This window comes from Falsiphaeobacter marinintestinus (assembly GCF_007923355.1).
GTDB lineage: Bacteria > Pseudomonadota > Alphaproteobacteria > Rhodobacterales > Rhodobacteraceae > Phaeobacter_A > Phaeobacter_A marinintestinus.
The window spans coordinates 55,641-73,699 of record NZ_VOGO01000005.1; the positions used below are offsets into that span (position 1 = coordinate 55,641).

The 18,059-nt window shown below is 57.3% G+C and carries 13 protein-coding genes; 2 read left to right on the top strand and 11 right to left on the bottom strand.

Features of this window, described 5'->3' with window-relative positions:
• Positions 1–12 precede the first annotated feature (12 nt).
• Both rpsG and rpsL read right to left on the bottom strand, forming a co-directional pair.
• Positions 13–483, bottom strand: coding sequence for a 30S ribosomal protein S7 (gene rpsG, locus FOY56_RS12050; protein ID WP_146346101.1), 471 nt, complete (start codon positions 481–483; stop codon positions 13–15).
• A gap of 12 nt (positions 484–495) precedes the next feature.
• Entirely contained in the window at positions 496–867 is a 372-nt protein-coding gene (rpsL, locus tag FOY56_RS12055) for a 30S ribosomal protein S12 (protein ID WP_009810698.1), read from the bottom strand.
• Positions 868–1,216: 349 nt separating this feature from the next.
• Here rpsL and FOY56_RS12060 point away from each other — a divergent pair, with 349 nt between their 5' ends.
• Positions 1,217–2,026, top strand: a complete 810-nt coding sequence (locus tag FOY56_RS12060) for a putative rhamnosyl transferase (RefSeq protein ID WP_146346102.1) — start codon at positions 1,217–1,219, stop codon at positions 2,024–2,026.
• Here the strand turns inward: FOY56_RS12060 and FOY56_RS12065 are convergent, their stop codons facing one another.
• The 6 genes from FOY56_RS12065 to rplJ form a co-directional block, all read right to left on the bottom strand.
• Complete coding sequence (locus FOY56_RS12065) at positions 2,027–2,887, bottom strand: DMT family transporter (protein ID WP_146346103.1); 861 nt, start codon at positions 2,885–2,887, stop codon at positions 2,027–2,029. It abuts the gene before it with no gap.
• Positions 2,888–2,890: 3 nt separating this feature from the next.
• Positions 2,891–3,697, bottom strand: a complete 807-nt coding sequence (locus FOY56_RS12070; RefSeq protein WP_146346104.1) for a glycosyltransferase — start codon at positions 3,695–3,697, stop codon at positions 2,891–2,893.
• Between the two features lie 193 nt (positions 3,698–3,890).
• Positions 3,891–8,132 (bottom strand): DNA-directed RNA polymerase subunit beta', encoded by a 4,242-nt coding sequence (rpoC, locus tag FOY56_RS12075; RefSeq protein WP_146346105.1) that lies wholly within the window; start codon positions 8,130–8,132, stop codon positions 3,891–3,893.
• A gap of 86 nt (positions 8,133–8,218) precedes the next feature.
• Positions 8,219–12,355 (bottom strand): DNA-directed RNA polymerase subunit beta, encoded by a 4,137-nt coding sequence (gene rpoB / locus FOY56_RS12080; protein WP_146346106.1) that lies wholly within the window; start codon positions 12,353–12,355, stop codon positions 8,219–8,221.
• A 278-nt stretch (positions 12,356–12,633) separates the two neighbouring features.
• On the bottom strand, positions 12,634–13,008 hold the full coding sequence (gene rplL / locus FOY56_RS12085; RefSeq protein WP_146346107.1) for a 50S ribosomal protein L7/L12: 375 nt from the start codon (positions 13,006–13,008) through the stop codon (positions 12,634–12,636).
• 81 nt (positions 13,009–13,089) lie between these two features.
• On the bottom strand, positions 13,090–13,608 hold the full coding sequence (rplJ, locus tag FOY56_RS12090) for a 50S ribosomal protein L10 (protein ID WP_146346108.1): 519 nt from the start codon (positions 13,606–13,608) through the stop codon (positions 13,090–13,092).
• Positions 13,609–14,171: 563 nt separating this feature from the next.
• Here rplJ and FOY56_RS12095 point away from each other — a divergent pair.
• On the top strand, positions 14,172–14,543 hold the full coding sequence (locus FOY56_RS12095; protein WP_146346109.1) for a hypothetical protein: 372 nt from the start codon (positions 14,172–14,174) through the stop codon (positions 14,541–14,543).
• A gap of 477 nt (positions 14,544–15,020) precedes the next feature.
• Here the strand turns inward: FOY56_RS12095 and FOY56_RS12100 are convergent, their stop codons facing one another.
• The 3 genes from FOY56_RS12100 to rplK form a co-directional block, all read right to left on the bottom strand.
• Positions 15,021–16,718, bottom strand: coding sequence for an AMP-binding protein (locus FOY56_RS12100; RefSeq protein WP_146346110.1), 1,698 nt, complete (start codon positions 16,716–16,718; stop codon positions 15,021–15,023).
• Between the two features lie 176 nt (positions 16,719–16,894).
• Positions 16,895–17,593 carry a 50S ribosomal protein L1 gene (rplA, locus tag FOY56_RS12105; RefSeq protein ID WP_146346111.1) on the bottom strand — a complete coding sequence of 233 codons (699 nt, stop codon included), beginning with the start codon at positions 17,591–17,593 and terminating at the stop codon, positions 16,895–16,897.
• 1 nt (position 17,594) lies between these two features.
• Positions 17,595–18,020, bottom strand: a complete 426-nt coding sequence (rplK, locus tag FOY56_RS12110; RefSeq protein ID WP_146346112.1) for a 50S ribosomal protein L11 — start codon at positions 18,018–18,020, stop codon at positions 17,595–17,597.
• Positions 18,021–18,059: the final 39 nt, after the last annotated feature.

Genomic DNA, 18,059 nt, shown 5'->3' on the forward strand with positions numbered 1-18,059 from the left:
CCTTTGAACGGTTTACCAGCGATAATGGCTGAAGGCTTTGTTAGCCTCGGCCATCTTGTGGGTGTCTTCGCGCTTCTTAACGGCTGTGCCGCGCGACTGGACAGCGTCCAGCAGCTCGCCAGCCAGGCGCTCTTCCATTGTGTTTTCGTTGCGGTTGCGCGACGCGGTGATCAGCCAACGGATGGCCAATGCTTCCTGACGGATTGTGCGCACCTCAACCGGAACCTGGTACGTGGCACCACCAACACGGCGCGAACGAACTTCGACGGCCGGTTTGATGTTCTCCAGCGCTTCGTGGAACACTTCCACGGGGGCGCGCTTTACCTTGTTCTCAACGCGATCAAGCGCGTTATAGACGATGCGTTCGGCAGTCGACTTTTTGCCATCCAGCATCAGGTTGTTCATGAACTTGGTCAGAACGCGGTCGCCATATTTGGCGTCGGGCAGAACTTCGCGCTTCTCAGCGGCGTGACGACGGGACATCTCGCTCTCTCCTTATTTGGGACGCTTGGCGCCGTACTTCGAACGACGTTGCTTACGATCTTTGACGCCCTGGGTATCCAGAACACCGCGCAGGATGTGGTAACGCACACCGGGAAGGTCTTTTACACGACCACCGCGGATCAGAACCACCGAGTGTTCCTGCAGGTTGTGGCTTTCGCCGGGAATATACGAGATGACCTCGAAGCCATTCGTCAGGCGCACCTTGGCAACCTTCCGCATGGCCGAGTTCGGCTTTTTCGGTGTGGTTGTATACACACGGGTGCACACGCCACGCTTCTGCGGGCACTGCTCCAGGTGCATGGACTTCGAGCGTTTAATTTTGGGCTGCCGCGGCTTGCGGATCAGCTGTTGGATCGTTGGCATTCCGGTTGTTTCCCCGTCTCATCAACACATGTGTCATGCACGCCGTAACGTGCGGTTTCAATTCGATACACTTTACGCGTCCGCAAAGCGCAAAAACCGCATTCGTCCCCTTCGTGGGAACGACGCGGTGGGTTTCCAGAGGATCGGGCCTATTTTTCAAAGCCGGATCGTGACCACTTCAGTTCTGAAGTCGGCGAAAGGGGAGGTCCCCCCGGTGCCGAGATAGCGGGCGTATAGGGGGAGTCGCGGGCTGTGTCAACAGGGCGTCGCGCTTGCCAAGACCCCGACCCGCTGCAAGATTGCAGATGGGCGGGAATTGCCCAATTGGCAAGAGGCAGCAGGCATCAATATGCAGGTCATCGGTATCTGTCGGTTTTCCTATCCGGCGATTGGCGGGTTTCAGGTCGAACACGCCACGAATGAAGAGAGAATGGCCTTTTTGTACAACCCCGACCGCATGGAAGAGCGGTTTCGTACATTCGAAACTTTGACGTTGCCGCCCCTGCGCGCCCAGACCGATCCGGACTTTACGTTTCTGATCGTGGTCGGCGATGCGATGCCCGATTCTTACCTTGAGCGACTGGTTGATATGGTCTCGGATATTCCCCAGGCCGTGATCCAGCCATGGGCACCGGGAAAGCACCGGCAGGTCATGCAAAAGGCGATTAACTCGGTTCGGACCTATGACGGAACGCCTTGCCTTCAGTTTCGCATGGATGATGACGATGCAGTTGCGGTGACGTACGTCGCGCGTCTGCGCGAGGTGGCGCAGGATCTGCAAACGTTCAGCCGCCACCATCGTCACGTCGCGATCGATTTCAATCAGGGATATATTGCCCGTCCCGGGCCGAGCGGGTTGTCCGTGACCCCGACCCGGCTACCCTACACGACGGCTGGGCTGGCGATCCTGTTTCAGGATACCGTTCGGCTGAGCATCATGAATTTTGCCCACGGCAAGGTCGATCAGAACATGCCCACGGTCACCCTGACCGGCGAAGACATGATGCTGCGGGGGCACAACGACTTTAACGATTCGCGCCAGAAGAAACATGTAAAGCCGGTCAAGCTGGAGCCTCTGGACGCGGCGGGGGAAGCGCTGTTTCGGTCAACTTACAATATCGACTGTGATCATGTCCGACGCGTCTTTGCGAAGGCGTGATCACCGCCGGGCGCGCTCACGCGACAGGGCGAACAGACCTGTGCTGACGACGATTGTGGCCCCCAAAAGCGTTATCGGGTCCGGCCAGTCACCGAACACGGCCCAGCCCAGCAGAAGGGCCCATATCAGCCCTGTGTAGCGGAACGGGGCAATGAACGACACATCGCCGATACGCATGACCATCACGCTGAACAAATAGCCCAGCAGGATGAACACCGATGACCCAGCGATCAGGGCCAGTTCAAGACTGTTCAAGGGCACCCAGTCATCCGTCAGGGACGCCAGCCCGGCAACAATGAAGATCGTCGTCGAGGCTGTCAGGGTCACGGTCAGCGACGGCACCTGCGCCGACATGCGACGCGTCGTCAGATCGCGCATGGTGACGCAGCCAACCGCAGCAAGCGCATAGATCGCATGGGGGCTGAACCCGTCTGGACCGGGGCGTACGATCAGAAGCATACCACAAAACCCGATCAGAATGGCCAGCATCCTGCGCCAGCCAACCTGTTCGCCAAAGAACACGGCCGCGCCAAGGGTGACGCTGAGTGGCAGGATCTGCAGGATTGCCGTCACGTTTGCCAACGGCATATTCATCAGGGCCGTGAGAAAGAAATAGGTTGCCCCAATTTCGGACAGGCTGCGCAACGCGACAAGACCGGCATCGTGGCGGGACATCCGGAAATCTATCGCCCCAAGCTGGCGCGCCAGAACGAACAGCAGCAGCGTCGCGACGGCTCCGCGCAGGGTGATGATCTGGAACAGCGGAACCGTTCCACCGACCGCTTTGACCAGCGTGTCATTGATGGTGAACGCGGCCATGCTGCCCATCATCAGCAAAGCGCCCTGAAGGTTCGGCTGCATCGCCTAAAGCGCCCGCAGATCGTCCAGCGTCATCCCGAAGTGGGTTTGCACCTGATCGGCGATCTCGTCCATGCCGAGCTTGTGCGTAAGCCCCATCTGCGCCGGGTTCGATTTGTTGTCACCGTGGATGGTGCGGATAAACGCCGGGACCGAGATGTCCTGATAGGTGTTATAGTGTTGGGGCAATTTGCGATGGTTAAAGCGATAGGGATTGTGCCCGTGCTTTGCGGGCGCGACCAGTGTTGTGCCGGTTGACAGGGGCGCACGTTCGACCGCATCGAAAATCTCGGGCGCGCCATCGGTGGTGTTAACATAGAAGCCGCGGTTGTGGGCGATCACATACGGTTGGCGAGGCGACTGAAACTTGGCCAGCCCCTTGGCAAAACGTTTGGTGCGTTTGACGAAATTCAGGTCAACGGCGTCATCGTCATCAAGCCGGAACAAAATCCGGTGCGTGATCCCATCGCGTGAGATCGAGTTATACCCATTCTGCAGCAGCTTGTAATGGTTGTCGGTTCCCACCGGTCGGCAGTGGATGTTCGGCAGAGGTTCGATCAGATCCAGAAGACGTTCCAGATGAACCGGCGGCATCGATTCCGCGGTCAGCACGATCATCTCAAAATCCGGATCGGTCTGGTTGATCAGGGTCGGCAGGCACAGGTTTTCGAAGATACGGAACCGCAGATCCATGCGTTCGTCCGAAAAGATGTGGGCCGCGGTTTCTTTCAGCGTTGGAAACCGTTCCGAATAATAGGTGGGTGTCAGGACCGAGAACCGCAGCAAGCCTATGGTTTTGAAAATGCGTTCCATGCGGGACTCCGTTCTGAACCCGCCCAGAAAACACACCAAGGGGCGGAAAGGAAAGCCTTTTAAACCCGGTTTTGTCCGGGAGCGGGATCATTCAGTGCGATGTGGCGGCAAAGCATTTGAACGACCGCTTGCCAAAAGAAAAACCCGCCGCAAGCTGCGACGGGTTTCTCGTGTTTTCAGGTGTCAGACGCGATCAATCGCGGCTTTCCGGTGTGTCCACCAAAGTGTCGAAATCATCGTCGATGATATCGCCATCCATCACCGGCGCAGCAAGAGCTGCAGCGGCTTCGGCTTCTTCACGACGGGCTTCGATCACCACGTTGTCACGATCCTGCGCCACGCGGCGAACCTGCTGTGTGGCCCCGCCGGTACCGGCCGGGATCAGACGACCCACGATGACGTTCTCTTTCAGGCCGACCAGCTTGTCTCTCTTGCCCTGAACCGAAGCTTCGGTCAGCACACGCGTGGTTTCCTGGAAGGACGCCGCCGAGATGAACGAACGGGTCTGCAACGAGGCTTTGGTGGTGCCCAGAAGGATCGGGGCGCCCTGTGCAGGACGTCCGCCTTTGGACAGCGACTTTTCATTGGCCTGGTCGAATTCCTGCTTGTCCACGTGCTCGCCTTTCAGCAGCGTCGTGTCGCCAGAGTCCGAGATCTCCCACTTTTGCAGCATCTGGCGAACGATCACCTCGATGTGCTTGTCGTTGATCTTAACACCCTGCAGGCGATAAACGTCCTGAACTTCGTCGATCATGTAGTTGGCAAGCGCTTCGACACCCATGATGGCAAGGATGTCATGCGGCGCCGGGTTGCCGTCCATGATGTAGTCGCCCTTTTGGATGAAGTCACCTTCCTGAACCGGAATGTGCTTGCCCTTGGGCACCATGTATTCGACGGGATCCATCGATTCATCGGACGGTTCAATGCTGATCCGACGCTTGTTCTTATAGTCACGTCCGAAGCGCACATAGCCGTCGATTTCCGCGATGATGGCGTGGTCTTTGGGGCGACGTGCCTCAAACAGTTCGGCCACACGCGGCAGACCACCGGTGATGTCCTTGGTCTTGGCGCCTTCCCGCGGGATACGTGCCACGACTTCACCAGCCTGGATTTCCTGACCGTCTTCGACGGACAGAACCGCGTCCACCGACATCGGATAGGTCACCGGGTTACCCGCATCGTTGCGGACCGGTTCGCCATCTTCGCCGACCAGAATGATTTCCGGCTTGAGTTCGTTGCCTTTGGGGGCCGCACGCCAGTCGATCACGATCTTCTGGGTCATGCCGGTCGCATCATCGGTTTCGTCGCGCACGGCGATACCCGAAACCAGGTCAACATACTTCGCTGTACCCGGCTTTTCCGCGATGATCGGCAATGTGTACGGATCCCATTCGAACAGCTTGTCGCCACGGGCAATCATGTCGCCATCCTTGACGAACAGCTTGGAGCCATAGCTCAGCTTGTGGCTGGCCCGCTCGTCGCCGTTTTCATCGATGATGCGCAGCTTCATGTTCCGCCCGATCACAAGAAACTCGCCAGCAGAATTCGCGATCGTGTTTGAATTCTCAAACTCGATCTTGCCTTCCTGGCTGGCTTCGAGGAACGACTGCTGGCCACCCTGAGCAACACCGCCGATGTGGAACGTCCGCATCGTCAACTGTGTACCGGGTTCACCAATCGACTGAGCCGCAATGATCCCGACCGCTTCGCCCGAGTTGACCATTGTACCGCGTGCAAGGTCACGACCATAGCACATGGCGCAAACGCCTTCTTCGGCCTCACAGGTCAGCGGGCTGCGGATCCGGACACTTGGCACGCCGGCCTCTTCGATCAGATCCGCCATACGTTCGTCGATCAACTGACCAATCGCAATCAGGACCTCGTCGGTGCCGGGGCGCAAGATGTCCTCAGCCGCAACGCGACCCAGAAGACGTTCACCGATACCGGCAACGACTTCGCCGTCGTTGACCGCCGGTTCGACGGTGATCGCGTTGTCCGTGCCACAATCGCGCATCCGCACGATGCAGTCTTGTGCAACATCAACCAGACGACGGGTCAGGTAGCCCGAGTTCGCTGTCTTCAAAGCGGTGTCCGACAGACCCTTACGAGCCCCGTGTGTGGAGTTGAAGTACTCCAGAACGGTCAGACCTTCTTTAAAGTTCGAAATGATCGGCGTTTCGATGATGTCGCCGTTCGGCTTCGCCATCAGACCGCGCATCCCGCCCAGCTGTTTCATCTGCGTAACAGAACCACGCGCACCCGAGTGGGCCATCATGTAGACCGAGTTCGGCTCTTGATCAGCGCCATTTTCGTCCTGATGTGTGGACGAAATCGTCCCCATCATGGCATCGGTGACGCGGTCGTTACACTTGGACCAGGCATCGACAACTTTGTTGTACTTTTCACCCTGAGTGATCAGGCCGTCCATGTACTGCTGTTCAAAGTCTTTGACCTGATCGCGTGTCTCGTCAACGATCGACCACTTGTTGTCCGGGATCACCATGTCGTCCTTACCGAACGAGATGCCCGCCTTGAACGCTTCGCGGAAGCCCAGGGTCATGATCTGGTCACAGAAGATGACAGACTCTTTCTGGCCGCAATATCGGTAGACGGTATCGATGACCTGCTGCACTTCTTTCTTACGCAGCAGACGGTTGACCAGTTCGAACGGCGCTTTGGCATTCAGCGGCAACAGCGCGCCAAGGCGAACCCGTCCCGGGGTTGTCTCGAAACGTTGCAACACTTCGTTGCCTTCGTTGTCGATCTGGGTGATCCGCGCGGTGATCTTGGTGTGCAGATGCACTTCGCCGGCGTCCAGAGCGTGCTGAACTTCGTCGATTGTGCCGAACACTTTGCCCTGACCCACCATGCCTTCACGCTCCAGCGTGAGGTAGTAGAGGCCCAAGATCATATCCTGTGACGGAACGATGATCGGTGCGCCATTGGCAGGCGACAGAACGTTGTTCGTCGACATCATCAGAACACGCGCTTCCAGCTGGGCCTCAAGGCTCAGCGGAACGTGCACGGCCATCTGGTCGCCGTCAAAGTCAGCGTTAAAGGCCGAACAGACCAGCGGGTGCAGCTGAATGGCTTTCCCTTCGATCAGCGTCGGTTCAAACGCCTGAATACCAAGACGGTGCAGTGTCGGCGCACGGTTCAGAAGAACCGGATGTTCGCGGATCACTTCGTCCAGAATATCCCAGACTTCGGGGCGCTCTTTTTCGACAAGTTTCTTGGCCTGCTTCACGGTGCTGGACAGGCCTTTGGCCTCAAGCCGCGAATAGATGAACGGCTTGAACAGTTCGAGCGCCATCTTTTTTGGCAAACCACATTGATGCAGCTTCAGTTCCGGACCGGTCACGATCACGGATCGACCCGAGAAGTCGACGCGCTTACCCAAAAGGTTCTGACGGAAGCGACCTTGCTTACCTTTCAGCATGTCGGACAGCGATTTCAACGGACGCTTGTTGGCGCCGGTGATCACGCGGCCACGACGACCGTTGTCGAACAAGGCATCGACCGATTCCTGCAACATCCGCTTTTCATTCCGCACGATGATGTCGGGCGCGCGCAGTTCGATCAGACGCTTGAGACGGTTGTTCCGGTTGATCACGCGGCGATACAGATCGTTCAGATCCGACGTCGCAAAACGGCCCCCATCCAGCGGCACCAGCGGGCGCAACTCTGGCGGGATCACGGGAATGACGGTCAGAACCATCCATTCAGGCCGGTTGCCCGACTCAAGGAAGGATTCAACGACTTTCAGACGCTTGATGATCTTCTTAGGTTTCAGTTCACCGGTGGCTTCGGCCAGATCGGCGCGCAGCTGTTCGGCTTCTGATTCCAGATCGATCGCGGCCAGCATTTCGCGGATCGCTTCGGCACCAATATTGGCGGTGAAGGCGTCCATGCCGAACGCATCCTGGGCGTCCATGTATTCTTCTTCGGTCATCATCTGGCCATAGGTCAGATCGGTCAGACCGGGTTCGATCACAACGTAGTTTTCGAAATAGAGAACACGCTCAAGATCACGCAGGGTCATGTCCAGCATCAGGCCGATCCGCGACGGAAGCGACTTGAGGAACCAGATATGCGCAACCGGCGACGCCAGTTCGATATGGCCCATACGTTCGCGGCGGACCTTTTGCAGCGTGACTTCTACGCCGCATTTTTCGCAGACAACGCCGCGATACTTCATGCGCTTATACTTGCCACACAGGCATTCGTAGTCTTTGATCGGGCCAAAGATACGCGCGCAGAACAGGCCGTCACGTTCGGGTTTGAACGTCCGATAGTTGATGGTCTCGGGCTTTTTGATCTCGCCATAAGACCACGACAGGATCCGCTCTGGGGATGCCAGAGAGACTTTGATCTCGTCGAAGGTTTTAACCGGTGCAACAGGGTTGAACGGGTTGTTGGTCAGTTCCTGGTTCATGAGAGTTCCTCAGTTTTCAGAGGGTGCGGGGGAAAGGTGCGTGTTGCCACGCACCTTGCGGTTGGCTGTGAACTTGCGTGCAAAGCCTACCCTTCCTCCTCCGCATCCAGGAGTTCCATGTTCAGGCCGAGGCCACGGACTTCTTTGACGAGAACGTTGAACGATTCCGGCACGCCGGCTTCGAAGTTGTCTTCGCCTTTGACGATGGATTCATACACCTTGGTCCGGCCAGCCACGTCATCCGACTTGACCGTGAGCATCTCCTGCAGGGTGTATGCAGCGCCGTAGGCTTCCAGGGCCCAGACCTCCATCTCACCAAAGCGCTGACCACCGAACTGCGCTTTACCACCCAGCGGCTGCTGAGTAACAAGCGAGTATGGTCCGGTCGAACGGGCGTGGATTTTGTCGTCCACCAGGTGGTGCAGTTTCAGCAGATACTTGACGCCGACGGTAACTGGGCGGGCGAATTGCTCACCGGTGCGACCATCAAACAGAACCGACTGACCGCTTTCCGAGAAACCCGCGCGGATCAGCGCATCGTTCACGTCAGCTTCCTTGGCACCATCAAAGACCGGCGTTGCGATCGGAACACCACGGGTCACATTGCCCGCCGATTCCAACAACTGAGCCTCGTCCATATCGGCGATGCCTTCGGCATAGGTGTCTTCGCAATACGCATGTTTCATCGCATCGCGCACCGGGGTCAGATCGCCGGTCCGGCGATAGTCCTGAAGCGCCTCGTCGACGTTCAGACCCAGACCGCGTGCGGCCCAGCCCATGTGAGTTTCAAGGATCTGACCAACGTTCATCCGCGACGGAACACCCAGCGGGTTCAGGCAGAAGTCGACCGGAGTCCCGTCCTGCAGGAACGGCATGTCTTCCATCGGAACAACGCGCGAAATCACACCTTTGTTGCCGTGACGGCCCGCCATCTTGTCGCCCGGCTGCAGCTTACGCTTCACCGCGACGAAGACTTTGACCATCTTCATCACACCCGGCGGCAGGTCGTCGCCACGACGGACTTTTTCGACCTTGTCCTCGAAACGGGCATCCAAGGCGCGCTTTTGCACCTCGTACTGCTCATTCAGGGCTTCGACGACCTGGGCATCGGCCTCTTCCGTCAGAGCGATCTGCCACCACTGACCACGGGTCAGGGTTTCCAGAAGCTCATCATTGACCGTGGCACCCGAGCGGACGCCTTTCGGCCCCTTGGCAACGGTTTTGCCCATGATCATCGACTTGAGACGCGCATAGATGTTGCGGTCAAGGATCGCCATTTCGTCGTCCCGGTCACGGGCCAGACGTTCGACTTCTTCACGCTCGATCTGCAGGGCACGTTCGTCTTTTTCGACGCCGTGACGGTTGAACACGCGCACTTCGACAACAGTTCCGAAATCGCCCGGCTTGACGCGCAGCGAGGTGTCGCGCACGTCAGATGCTTTTTCGCCAAAGATGGCGCGCAGCAGCTTTTCTTCCGGGGTCATCGGGCTTTCGCCCTTTGGCGTGATCTTGCCAACCAGAATGTCGCCCGGCTCCACGTCCGCGCCGATGTAAACGATGCCAGCCTCGTCGAGGTTGCGCAGCGCTTCTTCACCGACGTTCGGAATGTCGCGGGTGATCTCTTCCGGACCCAGTTTCGTGTCACGGGCGGCCACTTCGAATTCCTCGATGTGGATCGAGGTGAAAACGTCGTCACGTGCGATACGTTCTGAAATCAGGATCGAGTCTTCGTAGTTGTAACCGTTCCACGGCATGAACGCGACGATGACGTTCTTGCCAAGCGCCAGTTCACCGATATCGGTGGACGGACCATCGGCAATCACTTCGCCTTTCTGCACCGTGTCACCCACTTTGATCAGCGGACGCTGGTTGATGCAGGTGTTCTGGTTCGAACGCTGGAACTTGCGCATACGGTAGATATCAACCCCCGCATCGCCCAGTTCCAGATCGGACGTTGCCCGGATCACGATCCGCTGAGCGTCAACCTGATCGATGATCCCGGCGCGTTTCGCCATGATCGCCGCACCAGAATCTCGTGCCACAACTTCTTCGATACCGGTCCCGACCAGTGGAGCCTCGGCCCGCAAAAGCGGAACCGCCTGACGTTGCATGTTCGAGCCCATCAGAGCGCGGTTGGCGTCATCGTTTTCCAGGAAAGGAATTAGCGAGGCCGCAACCGAGACCAGCTGTTTCGGGCTGACGTCGATCAAGTCGACATTTTCGTTCGGGGCCAGCGTGTAGTCACCCGACTGGCGGGTCGACACGAGGTCGTTCACGAACTTGCCGTTCTCATCAAGGTTGGCGTTCGCCTGAGCCACAGTATGACGCATCTCTTCTGTGGCGGACATGTAGTGGACTTCGTCCGTTACGGTGCCTTCCTTAACGACGCGATACGGCGTTTCAATGAAGCCGTACTTGTTCACACGGGCAAAGGTCGCCAGCGAGTTGATCAGACCAATGTTCGGGCCTTCCGGCGTTTCAATCGGACACATCCGGCCATAGTGGGTCGGGTGAACGTCGCGCACCTCAAAGCCGGCACGTTCGCGCGTCAGACCACCTGGTCCAAGCGCCGAAAGACGGCGTTTGTGCGTGACTTCCGACAGCGGGTTGGTCTGGTCCATGAACTGCGACAGCTGCGACGAGCCAAAGAATTCACGCACGGCGGCAGCGGCTGGTTTCGCGTTGATCAGATCCTGCGGCATGACAGTGTCGATTTCGACCGAGGACATACGCTCTTTGATGGCGCGCTCCATACGAAGCAGGCCGACACGGTACTGATTTTCCATCAGTTCGCCGACAGAACGCACACGACGGTTGCCGAGGTGGTCGATGTCGTCGATGTCGCCCTTCCCGTCACGCAGCATGACCAGCGCCTTGATGCAGGCAACGATGTCTTCCTTGCGCAGGGTGCGCATGGTGTCTTCGGCATCCAGCGCCAGACGCATGTTCATCTTGACCCGGCCAACAGCCGACAGGTCATAACGTTCGCTATCAAAGAACAGCGTGTCAAACAAAGCACTTGCGGCTTCGACGGTGGGCGGTTCACCCGGACGCATCACGCGATAGATGTCCATGAGCGCGGTTTCGCGGTTCATGTTCTTGTCCATCGCCATGGTGTTGCGCATGTAGGGGCCGACATTGACGTTGTCGATGTCGAGAACAGGGATCTCGGTGATACCCGCGTCGATCAGTTCCTTGGCGGTGCCGCCGATCAGGTCGCCGTCCTTGTCGTATTCAAGCGTCAGCTCATCACCAGCTTCGACATAGATCGCGCCGTTTTCTTCGTTGATGATGTCTTTGGACACGAATTTGCCGACGATGTTTTCAAAGGGCACCAGCAATTCGGTGATCTTGCCTTCGTCGATGATCTTCTTGACAGCGCGCGGGGTAACTTTCTTGCCGGCTTCGCAGATGATTTCGCCGCTGTCCGCATCCACCAGATCAAACGTCGGGCGGGTGCCACGCACGCGATCAGGGAAGAACTTGGTAACCCAACCCTTGTTCTTGTCCAGCTTGTAATCGACGGTCTGGTAGTAAGCATCCATGATGCTTTCCTGGTCCAGGCCCAGAGCATACAGCAGCGTCGTCACCGGCAGTTTGCGGCGACGGTCGATGCGGGCGTAAACGATATCCTTGGCGTCGAATTCAAAATCGAGCCACGAGCCGCGATACGGGATGATGCGGCAGGCAAACAGCAGTTTACCCGAAGAATGCGTCTTGCCTTTGTCGTGGTCGAAGAACACGCCGGGCGATCGGTGCATCTGGGACACGATCACACGTTCGGTGCCGTTCACGACGAACGTTCCGTTCGGGGTCATCAGAGGCATGTCGCCCATGAAGACATCCTGTTCCTTGATGTCCTTGACCGACTTGGCGCCAGTGTCTTCGTCGACATCGAACACGATCAGGCGCAGGGTGACCTTCAGCGGAGCCGAATAGGTCATGTCACGCTGCTGACATTCCTCAACGTCGTATTTCGGTTTCTCCAGTTCGTACTTCACGAACTCAAGAACCGCTGTCTCGTTGAAATCCTTGATCGGGAAAACCGACTGGAAAACGCCCATGATCCCTTCGCCTTCAGACGGCTGGGGAGCATCGCCTGAATTCAGGAAAAGGTCGTACGACGATTTCTGAACCTCAATGAGGTTCGGCATTTCCAGCACTTCGCGGATTTTGCCATAGTACTTGCGAAGCCGTTTCTGGCCAAGAAAGGTTTGCGCCATAACAGAGGTCACCTTGTGTTTGTCTCACCGGTCAGGGAGGCCGTCGGGCCCCGGCTCCCCGCCCATACGAGAGTGCGCGCTTGGATCAATACCTGGCCGCCATCCCGAGTGGTGGCCTCCCGATCCATGAACCGCGCCTTAGGAAACGCCCGAAGTCGCACGGGCCCTTTCTAAGACAGGTTCGGCTGGACCCGGTTTCCCCGGATCCAGCCACAATATTCACGGGTCGCATCGCGATTGCCCGGCTACGCCGGAGCAATGCGCCCGCTAAAGGGTGATTAGACCACTTCGACTTCGGCGCCAGCTGCTTCCAGCTTGCCTTTGACGTCTTCGGCTTCGTCTTTCGACACGCCTTCTTTGATCTTGCCGCCAGCTTCGACCAGTGCCTTGGCTTCTTTCAGGCCAAGACCGGTGATGCCGCGAACTTCTTTGATCACGTTGATTTTCGACGCGCCCGGGTTTTTCAGGACAACGTCAAATTCGGTCTTTTCTTCTTCAGCTGCGCCACCGGCATCTGCCGGGCCAGCCATCATCACTGCGCCGCCAGCTGCGGGCTCGATGCCGTACTCATCCTTGAGGATGGTTTTCAGTTCTTGTGCTTCCAGCAGGGTCAGGCCCACGATGCTTTCTGCGAGTGCTTTCAGATCAGCCATTTTATCAGCTCTTTCCGTTTAGATGTGTTTTCCAACGTCAGGTCAGGTACCCTACGCCGGTCAGTACATGTCGCTGTCCGCTTACGCGGCTTCCGCCTTCTCTTCGATGGTCGAAAGGATGCTTGCGATGTTGCTTGCAGGTGCGCCAATGGCCCCGGCGATATTCGAAGCAGGTGCGCCGAGCATGCCCGCGATGGTAGCAATAAGCTCCTCGCGCGACGGCATTTTCGACACTGCTTGAACACCGGCCCGGTCCAGAGCGTTCTCACCCATTGCGCCGCCAAGAATTTCGAATTTCTTGTTCTCTTTGGCGAAATCCTCGGCAACCTTGGCCGCAGCCACAGGATCCTCGGAATAGGTCAGAACGGTCATACCGGTCAGAAGGTCGGCGATGCTTTCGCAAGGCTTTCCGTCAAGGGCGATTTTGGCGAGCCTGTTCTTGGCAACACGCACAGATCCACCCGCTTCGCGTGCACGGGCGCGCAGATCCTGCATTTCAGCAACTGTCAGACCGACATAGTGGGATACCACTACGACGCCAGAGCTTTCGAAGATTTGGCCGAGTTCCTCGACCACTTTCTCTTTCTGGGCTCTATCCACAGTTCTCTCCAAGTTTGGGACGCAACCACGTCCCGGCTCATGTTTGCCGGGCATTCACCCGGCGTTCAGGTCCGATATACGGGGTTGAGCCAAAAACCGCCCGAGGAACAGCCCCCGGTCAATCTGGTCTTTCCCGTCTCAGGCAGGAGATTAAGACACGCAGAACGCGTCACCCACCGTCTTGGACGAAACGAAATAAAGCGCACGACGAATCGCACGCTTTGTTCCGCAGCCTTACTTAAGACAGCGTTCGGAGGTTTCCAAGGGGTAAACGTGAAAGTTTAGCGGCTGAACGACAGGTTGTATCCGTTCGCACAAACCCGGACGGCTTGCCCATAGGCTATAACCAGTTCGGCACCTGTGCAGATATCGTGTAAGTAGATGCCCCCTACGCTAGGCAAACCCTGACGGGGAAGGTGGCAATATCTGTCTTGCGTACAAAAGCGAAAGTTGGCTGCGATTACACCAAGGGCTTGTTTGGGCAGCTAATGACCGCAAGGTACTGGTAGCCATGCTTTCTCAAATTTAGGGCATGCAATACAAAATCGCTCGGAGGGCGCTGAATGATCCGTAGTTTCTCAGTATCGGCATTTATTGTTTTCGGCTTCTGCTTGTGGGTGTCGGCGATTGCTGCGTCAGACCAAGACGTTGATTATATCCACACAACCTGCGAGCCATCAGCCTCGTGCCCGATTGAATACGATCATCTTGCGACGCAGGACACGGATCCTTTTGTTTTGAGCCCATTTCCCCGTGAAAGGAAAGCGGAACTGCGGCAAGTAGAGCGTTTCAAGACAGTTACAGACTGTCTGGTTCGAATGGAGCGACACTCTGAGACACCGGACCTGCGCAAAATAGACTGGAAAAAAATGACCAGCAAAGCCGCGTTTGCAAGTTTGTATGTTCCGGGTTTTCGCCAGTTATGGATCGCCTGAAAAGGCAAAGCTCTGGCTCGAGGCGCAAGGCCTGGAGGGCGTTATCTCAGATACTTACACCGCACATACGGAAATCATCACACGTGTCCGCGTTTATAATCATCCCCGAGAATCAGGTGAAATTTTTGTATCCCAAGGATTGGTATCGTCTTTGATGCTGAAACGCATGGTTGCCATAGAAGAGTTTTTGGCAACCTGGAGCCCGGATGGTGTGCTTCGAGGTGTTCGTTACGAAACCTCCGCGTATTAGAATTGCAGTCCTGGCCCGTGTTTCTGCGGGTGGCGTTAGTGGTGCTCTTGCGGATGCTATAGTCGGACACAACTACGCTCGTCACCTTCAAACATTAGCCCCAGACCTTCCGTTCAAGCGCTCTCCGGCATTCAGAATTTCGGACTATGAACCGACATCCGACCAAAATTTGCGGATGTCGGCGATCATGTATCAACCGGTTGTTTGTAAGTTAGGAGATCCCAGCCTCAACTCAGATAGTCTTCTCGCAACTGGCGACGCAGCACTTTTCCGGACAGAGTGACGGGCACCTCCTCGACGAATTTGATCAGCTTCGGGATCTTGTAGTTGGTCAGATCCTCGCGGCAGGCGGCCAGCACGGCCTCTTCGGTGACGCTGTCGTCTGCGCGCACGATGAAGGCTGCGGGTACTTCGGCCGACTTTTCGTCCGGGATGCCGATGACGCCGACCTGAACCACGCCGGGAATGGTCGAAATCACATCTTCGATCTCGTTCGGTGAGACGTTGAAGCCAGACACGAGGATCATGTCTTTCTTACGGTCCACGATCTCCAGAAACCCATCTTCGTCCATCACGCCGATATCACCGGAGTAAAGCCAGCCATCGCGGATGGTTTCGGCTGTGGCCTCGGCCCGATTGATATAACCTTTCATCAAGGTCGGGCTACGCGCGATCACCTCGCCGGGTTGGCCCAAAGGCACATCGTTGCCGTTGTCGTCGACAATTCGGATTTCGGCCCCCGGCACCGGGATACCAACCTTGCCAAAGCGATTGTCGGCCGGTGGGTTCAACGTCAGAACGCCCGAGATTTCCGTCATCCCATAGCCCTGATTGATGCTGATGCCCGTCATGTCCTGCCATTTGGTCGCGACACCCGCCTGCTGGGCAGCGCCACCCGACCCGCAGAACCGGAAGTTTTCGAACATCTTCTTGTCGAACCAGGGCTCGACCATCATCGCAGCGAACAGAGTGTTGATGCCGGTGAACCAAGTGATGTTGTATTTCTCGAACGCCGTTTTCAGGTTCGACGGCGGGCGTGGGCTGGGCACCAGAACGCCGTGGCCACCGGTTTGCAGGCCTGCAACAAAGATCAGCGCAAAGGCCGTGATGTGATACAGCGGCAATGCGATAAGGGTGGTTTCTCCACTGCCCTCCATCTGACCTTCGGTCATCAGATAAGCCTGATGTGCGTTCAGAATGATGCCTTCGTGTGACAGTTCAGCCCCTTTGCTACGCCCCGTGGTTCCGCTGGTGTACTGAAACAACGCCGTATCCGAGGGCTGCACGGTGGCAGAATAGGCCGCAATATCGCGGCCCTGCGCCGCGCGCCGCCCGGTGTTCAGGGCTGCCGACATTTTGGTGTGCGGCGTCGCCATGTCAGGCACGACCTTGCGTACACGTTTCAGCACAAACCCCAGCAGCGTCTTCTTGATGACCGGGAAGAAATCGACCAGCGACAAGACGATGACGTGCTTGACGCCTGTGTTTGCGATGACCTGATCAACCTTGTCACCAAACAGATCGATGATCACAAGCGTCTTGGCCCCGCTGTCGGTCAACTGATGTTCAAGCTCATGCGCCGTATAGAGCGGGTTGACGTTGGTGCTGATGCAGCCCGCCTTGGCGATCCCCATCGAAGCGACACCGAAGCCAATACAGTTCGGCGTCATCAGGGCCACCGTATCGCCCTGCGCCATCCCTAGTTCTTCCCGCAGATAGGCTGCGAAATGATCCGAATGCTCATCCAGATCGCCATAGGTAACCGTGGCGTCAGCGCCGGTCGGCAGGATGGTGGTCAAAGCCGGGCGGTCTGCATACTCCTGCACCGCCTGCCGCATCATTTGCGGCAGTGTCTGGTTTTCGACAGTGATCGGATCAAAACTGCGCGCGGCCTCGGTATAATATTTGTCCCAGACGTTTGGCATCCGGTCTCCTCCCCTGATTTTATTGTTTTTGCGTGTCCTCCGCAGTTCACTGTACAAAAAAAACGCAATTCGAACAGGGGCGCGTGTACGACTCTGCCATTTGCCGTCCTCAGGACAGCAAAAAGCCCGGGCTGTACCAAAACAGCCCGGGCTTTCAGAATTGATTTAAGGTGGGCTTATTCGCCCGAGGCGTTGGCCACGTCCACCGATACACCCGGACCCATGGTCGAGCTGAGGCAGATTTTCTTCAGGTAAGTGCCTTTGGCGCCCGACGGACGCGCCTTGGCAACCGCGCCGATAAAGGCGCGAACGTTTTCGACCAGTTGGGCTTCGTTGAACGATGCCTTGCCAACACCTGCGTGCACAACACCGGCTTTTTCGGCCTTGAACTGGACTTCACCGCCCTTGGCGTTCTTGACGGCTTCGGCGACGTCCATGGTCACGGTACCAACCTTGGGGTTCGGCATCAGGTTGCGTGGGCCAAGGATCTTACCCAAACGACCAACAACAGGCATCATGTCCGGGGTTGCAATGCAACGATCGAAATCGATGGTGCCACCCTGAATGGATTCCATCAGGTCTTCGGCGCCAACGATATCGGCTCCGGCGGCCTGAGCTTCTTCGGCCTTGGGGCCGCGTGCAAAAACAGCCACGCGGACAGTTTTGCCGGTGCCGTTCGGCAGGCCGATCACGCCGCGGACCATCTGGTCAGCGTGGCGCGGGTCGACGCCCAGGTTCATGGCGATTTCAACGGTTTCGTCGAACTTGGCCGAGGCGTTTGCCTTAATCATTGCAACAGCTTCTTCGACGGTGACGTCGTTCTTGCCTGCAAAGGCTTCGCGCGCGGCGCGGGTGCGTTTTCCGAGCTTTGCCATCTTACTTCACCTCGATGCCCATAGAGCGGGCAGAGCCCAGGATGATCTTCATGGCGCCTTCCATGTCGGTGGCGCTGAGATCTTTCATCTTCGCTTCGGCGATTTCTTTCACCTGAGCAGCGGTCACGGTACCAACGGTTTCACGCGACGGGGTTTTCGCACCCGACTTAACCTTGGCCGCCTTCTTCAGGTAATACGACGCCGGGGGCGTCTTGATGTCCATGGTGAAGGACTTGTCCTGATAATAGGTAATCACGGTCGGGCACGGAGCGCCAGGCTCCATGTCTGCGGTCTTGGCGTTGAACGCCTTGCAGAATTCCATGATGTTGATGCCGCGCTGACCCAGCGCAGGGCCGACGGGCGGCGACGGGTTTGCCTGTCCGGCAGGCACTTGCAGCTTCATGCTGCCAACGAGTTTCTTGGCCATTGGCCTTCTCCTTTTCAACTCTTCCGGAACGCGTTCCAA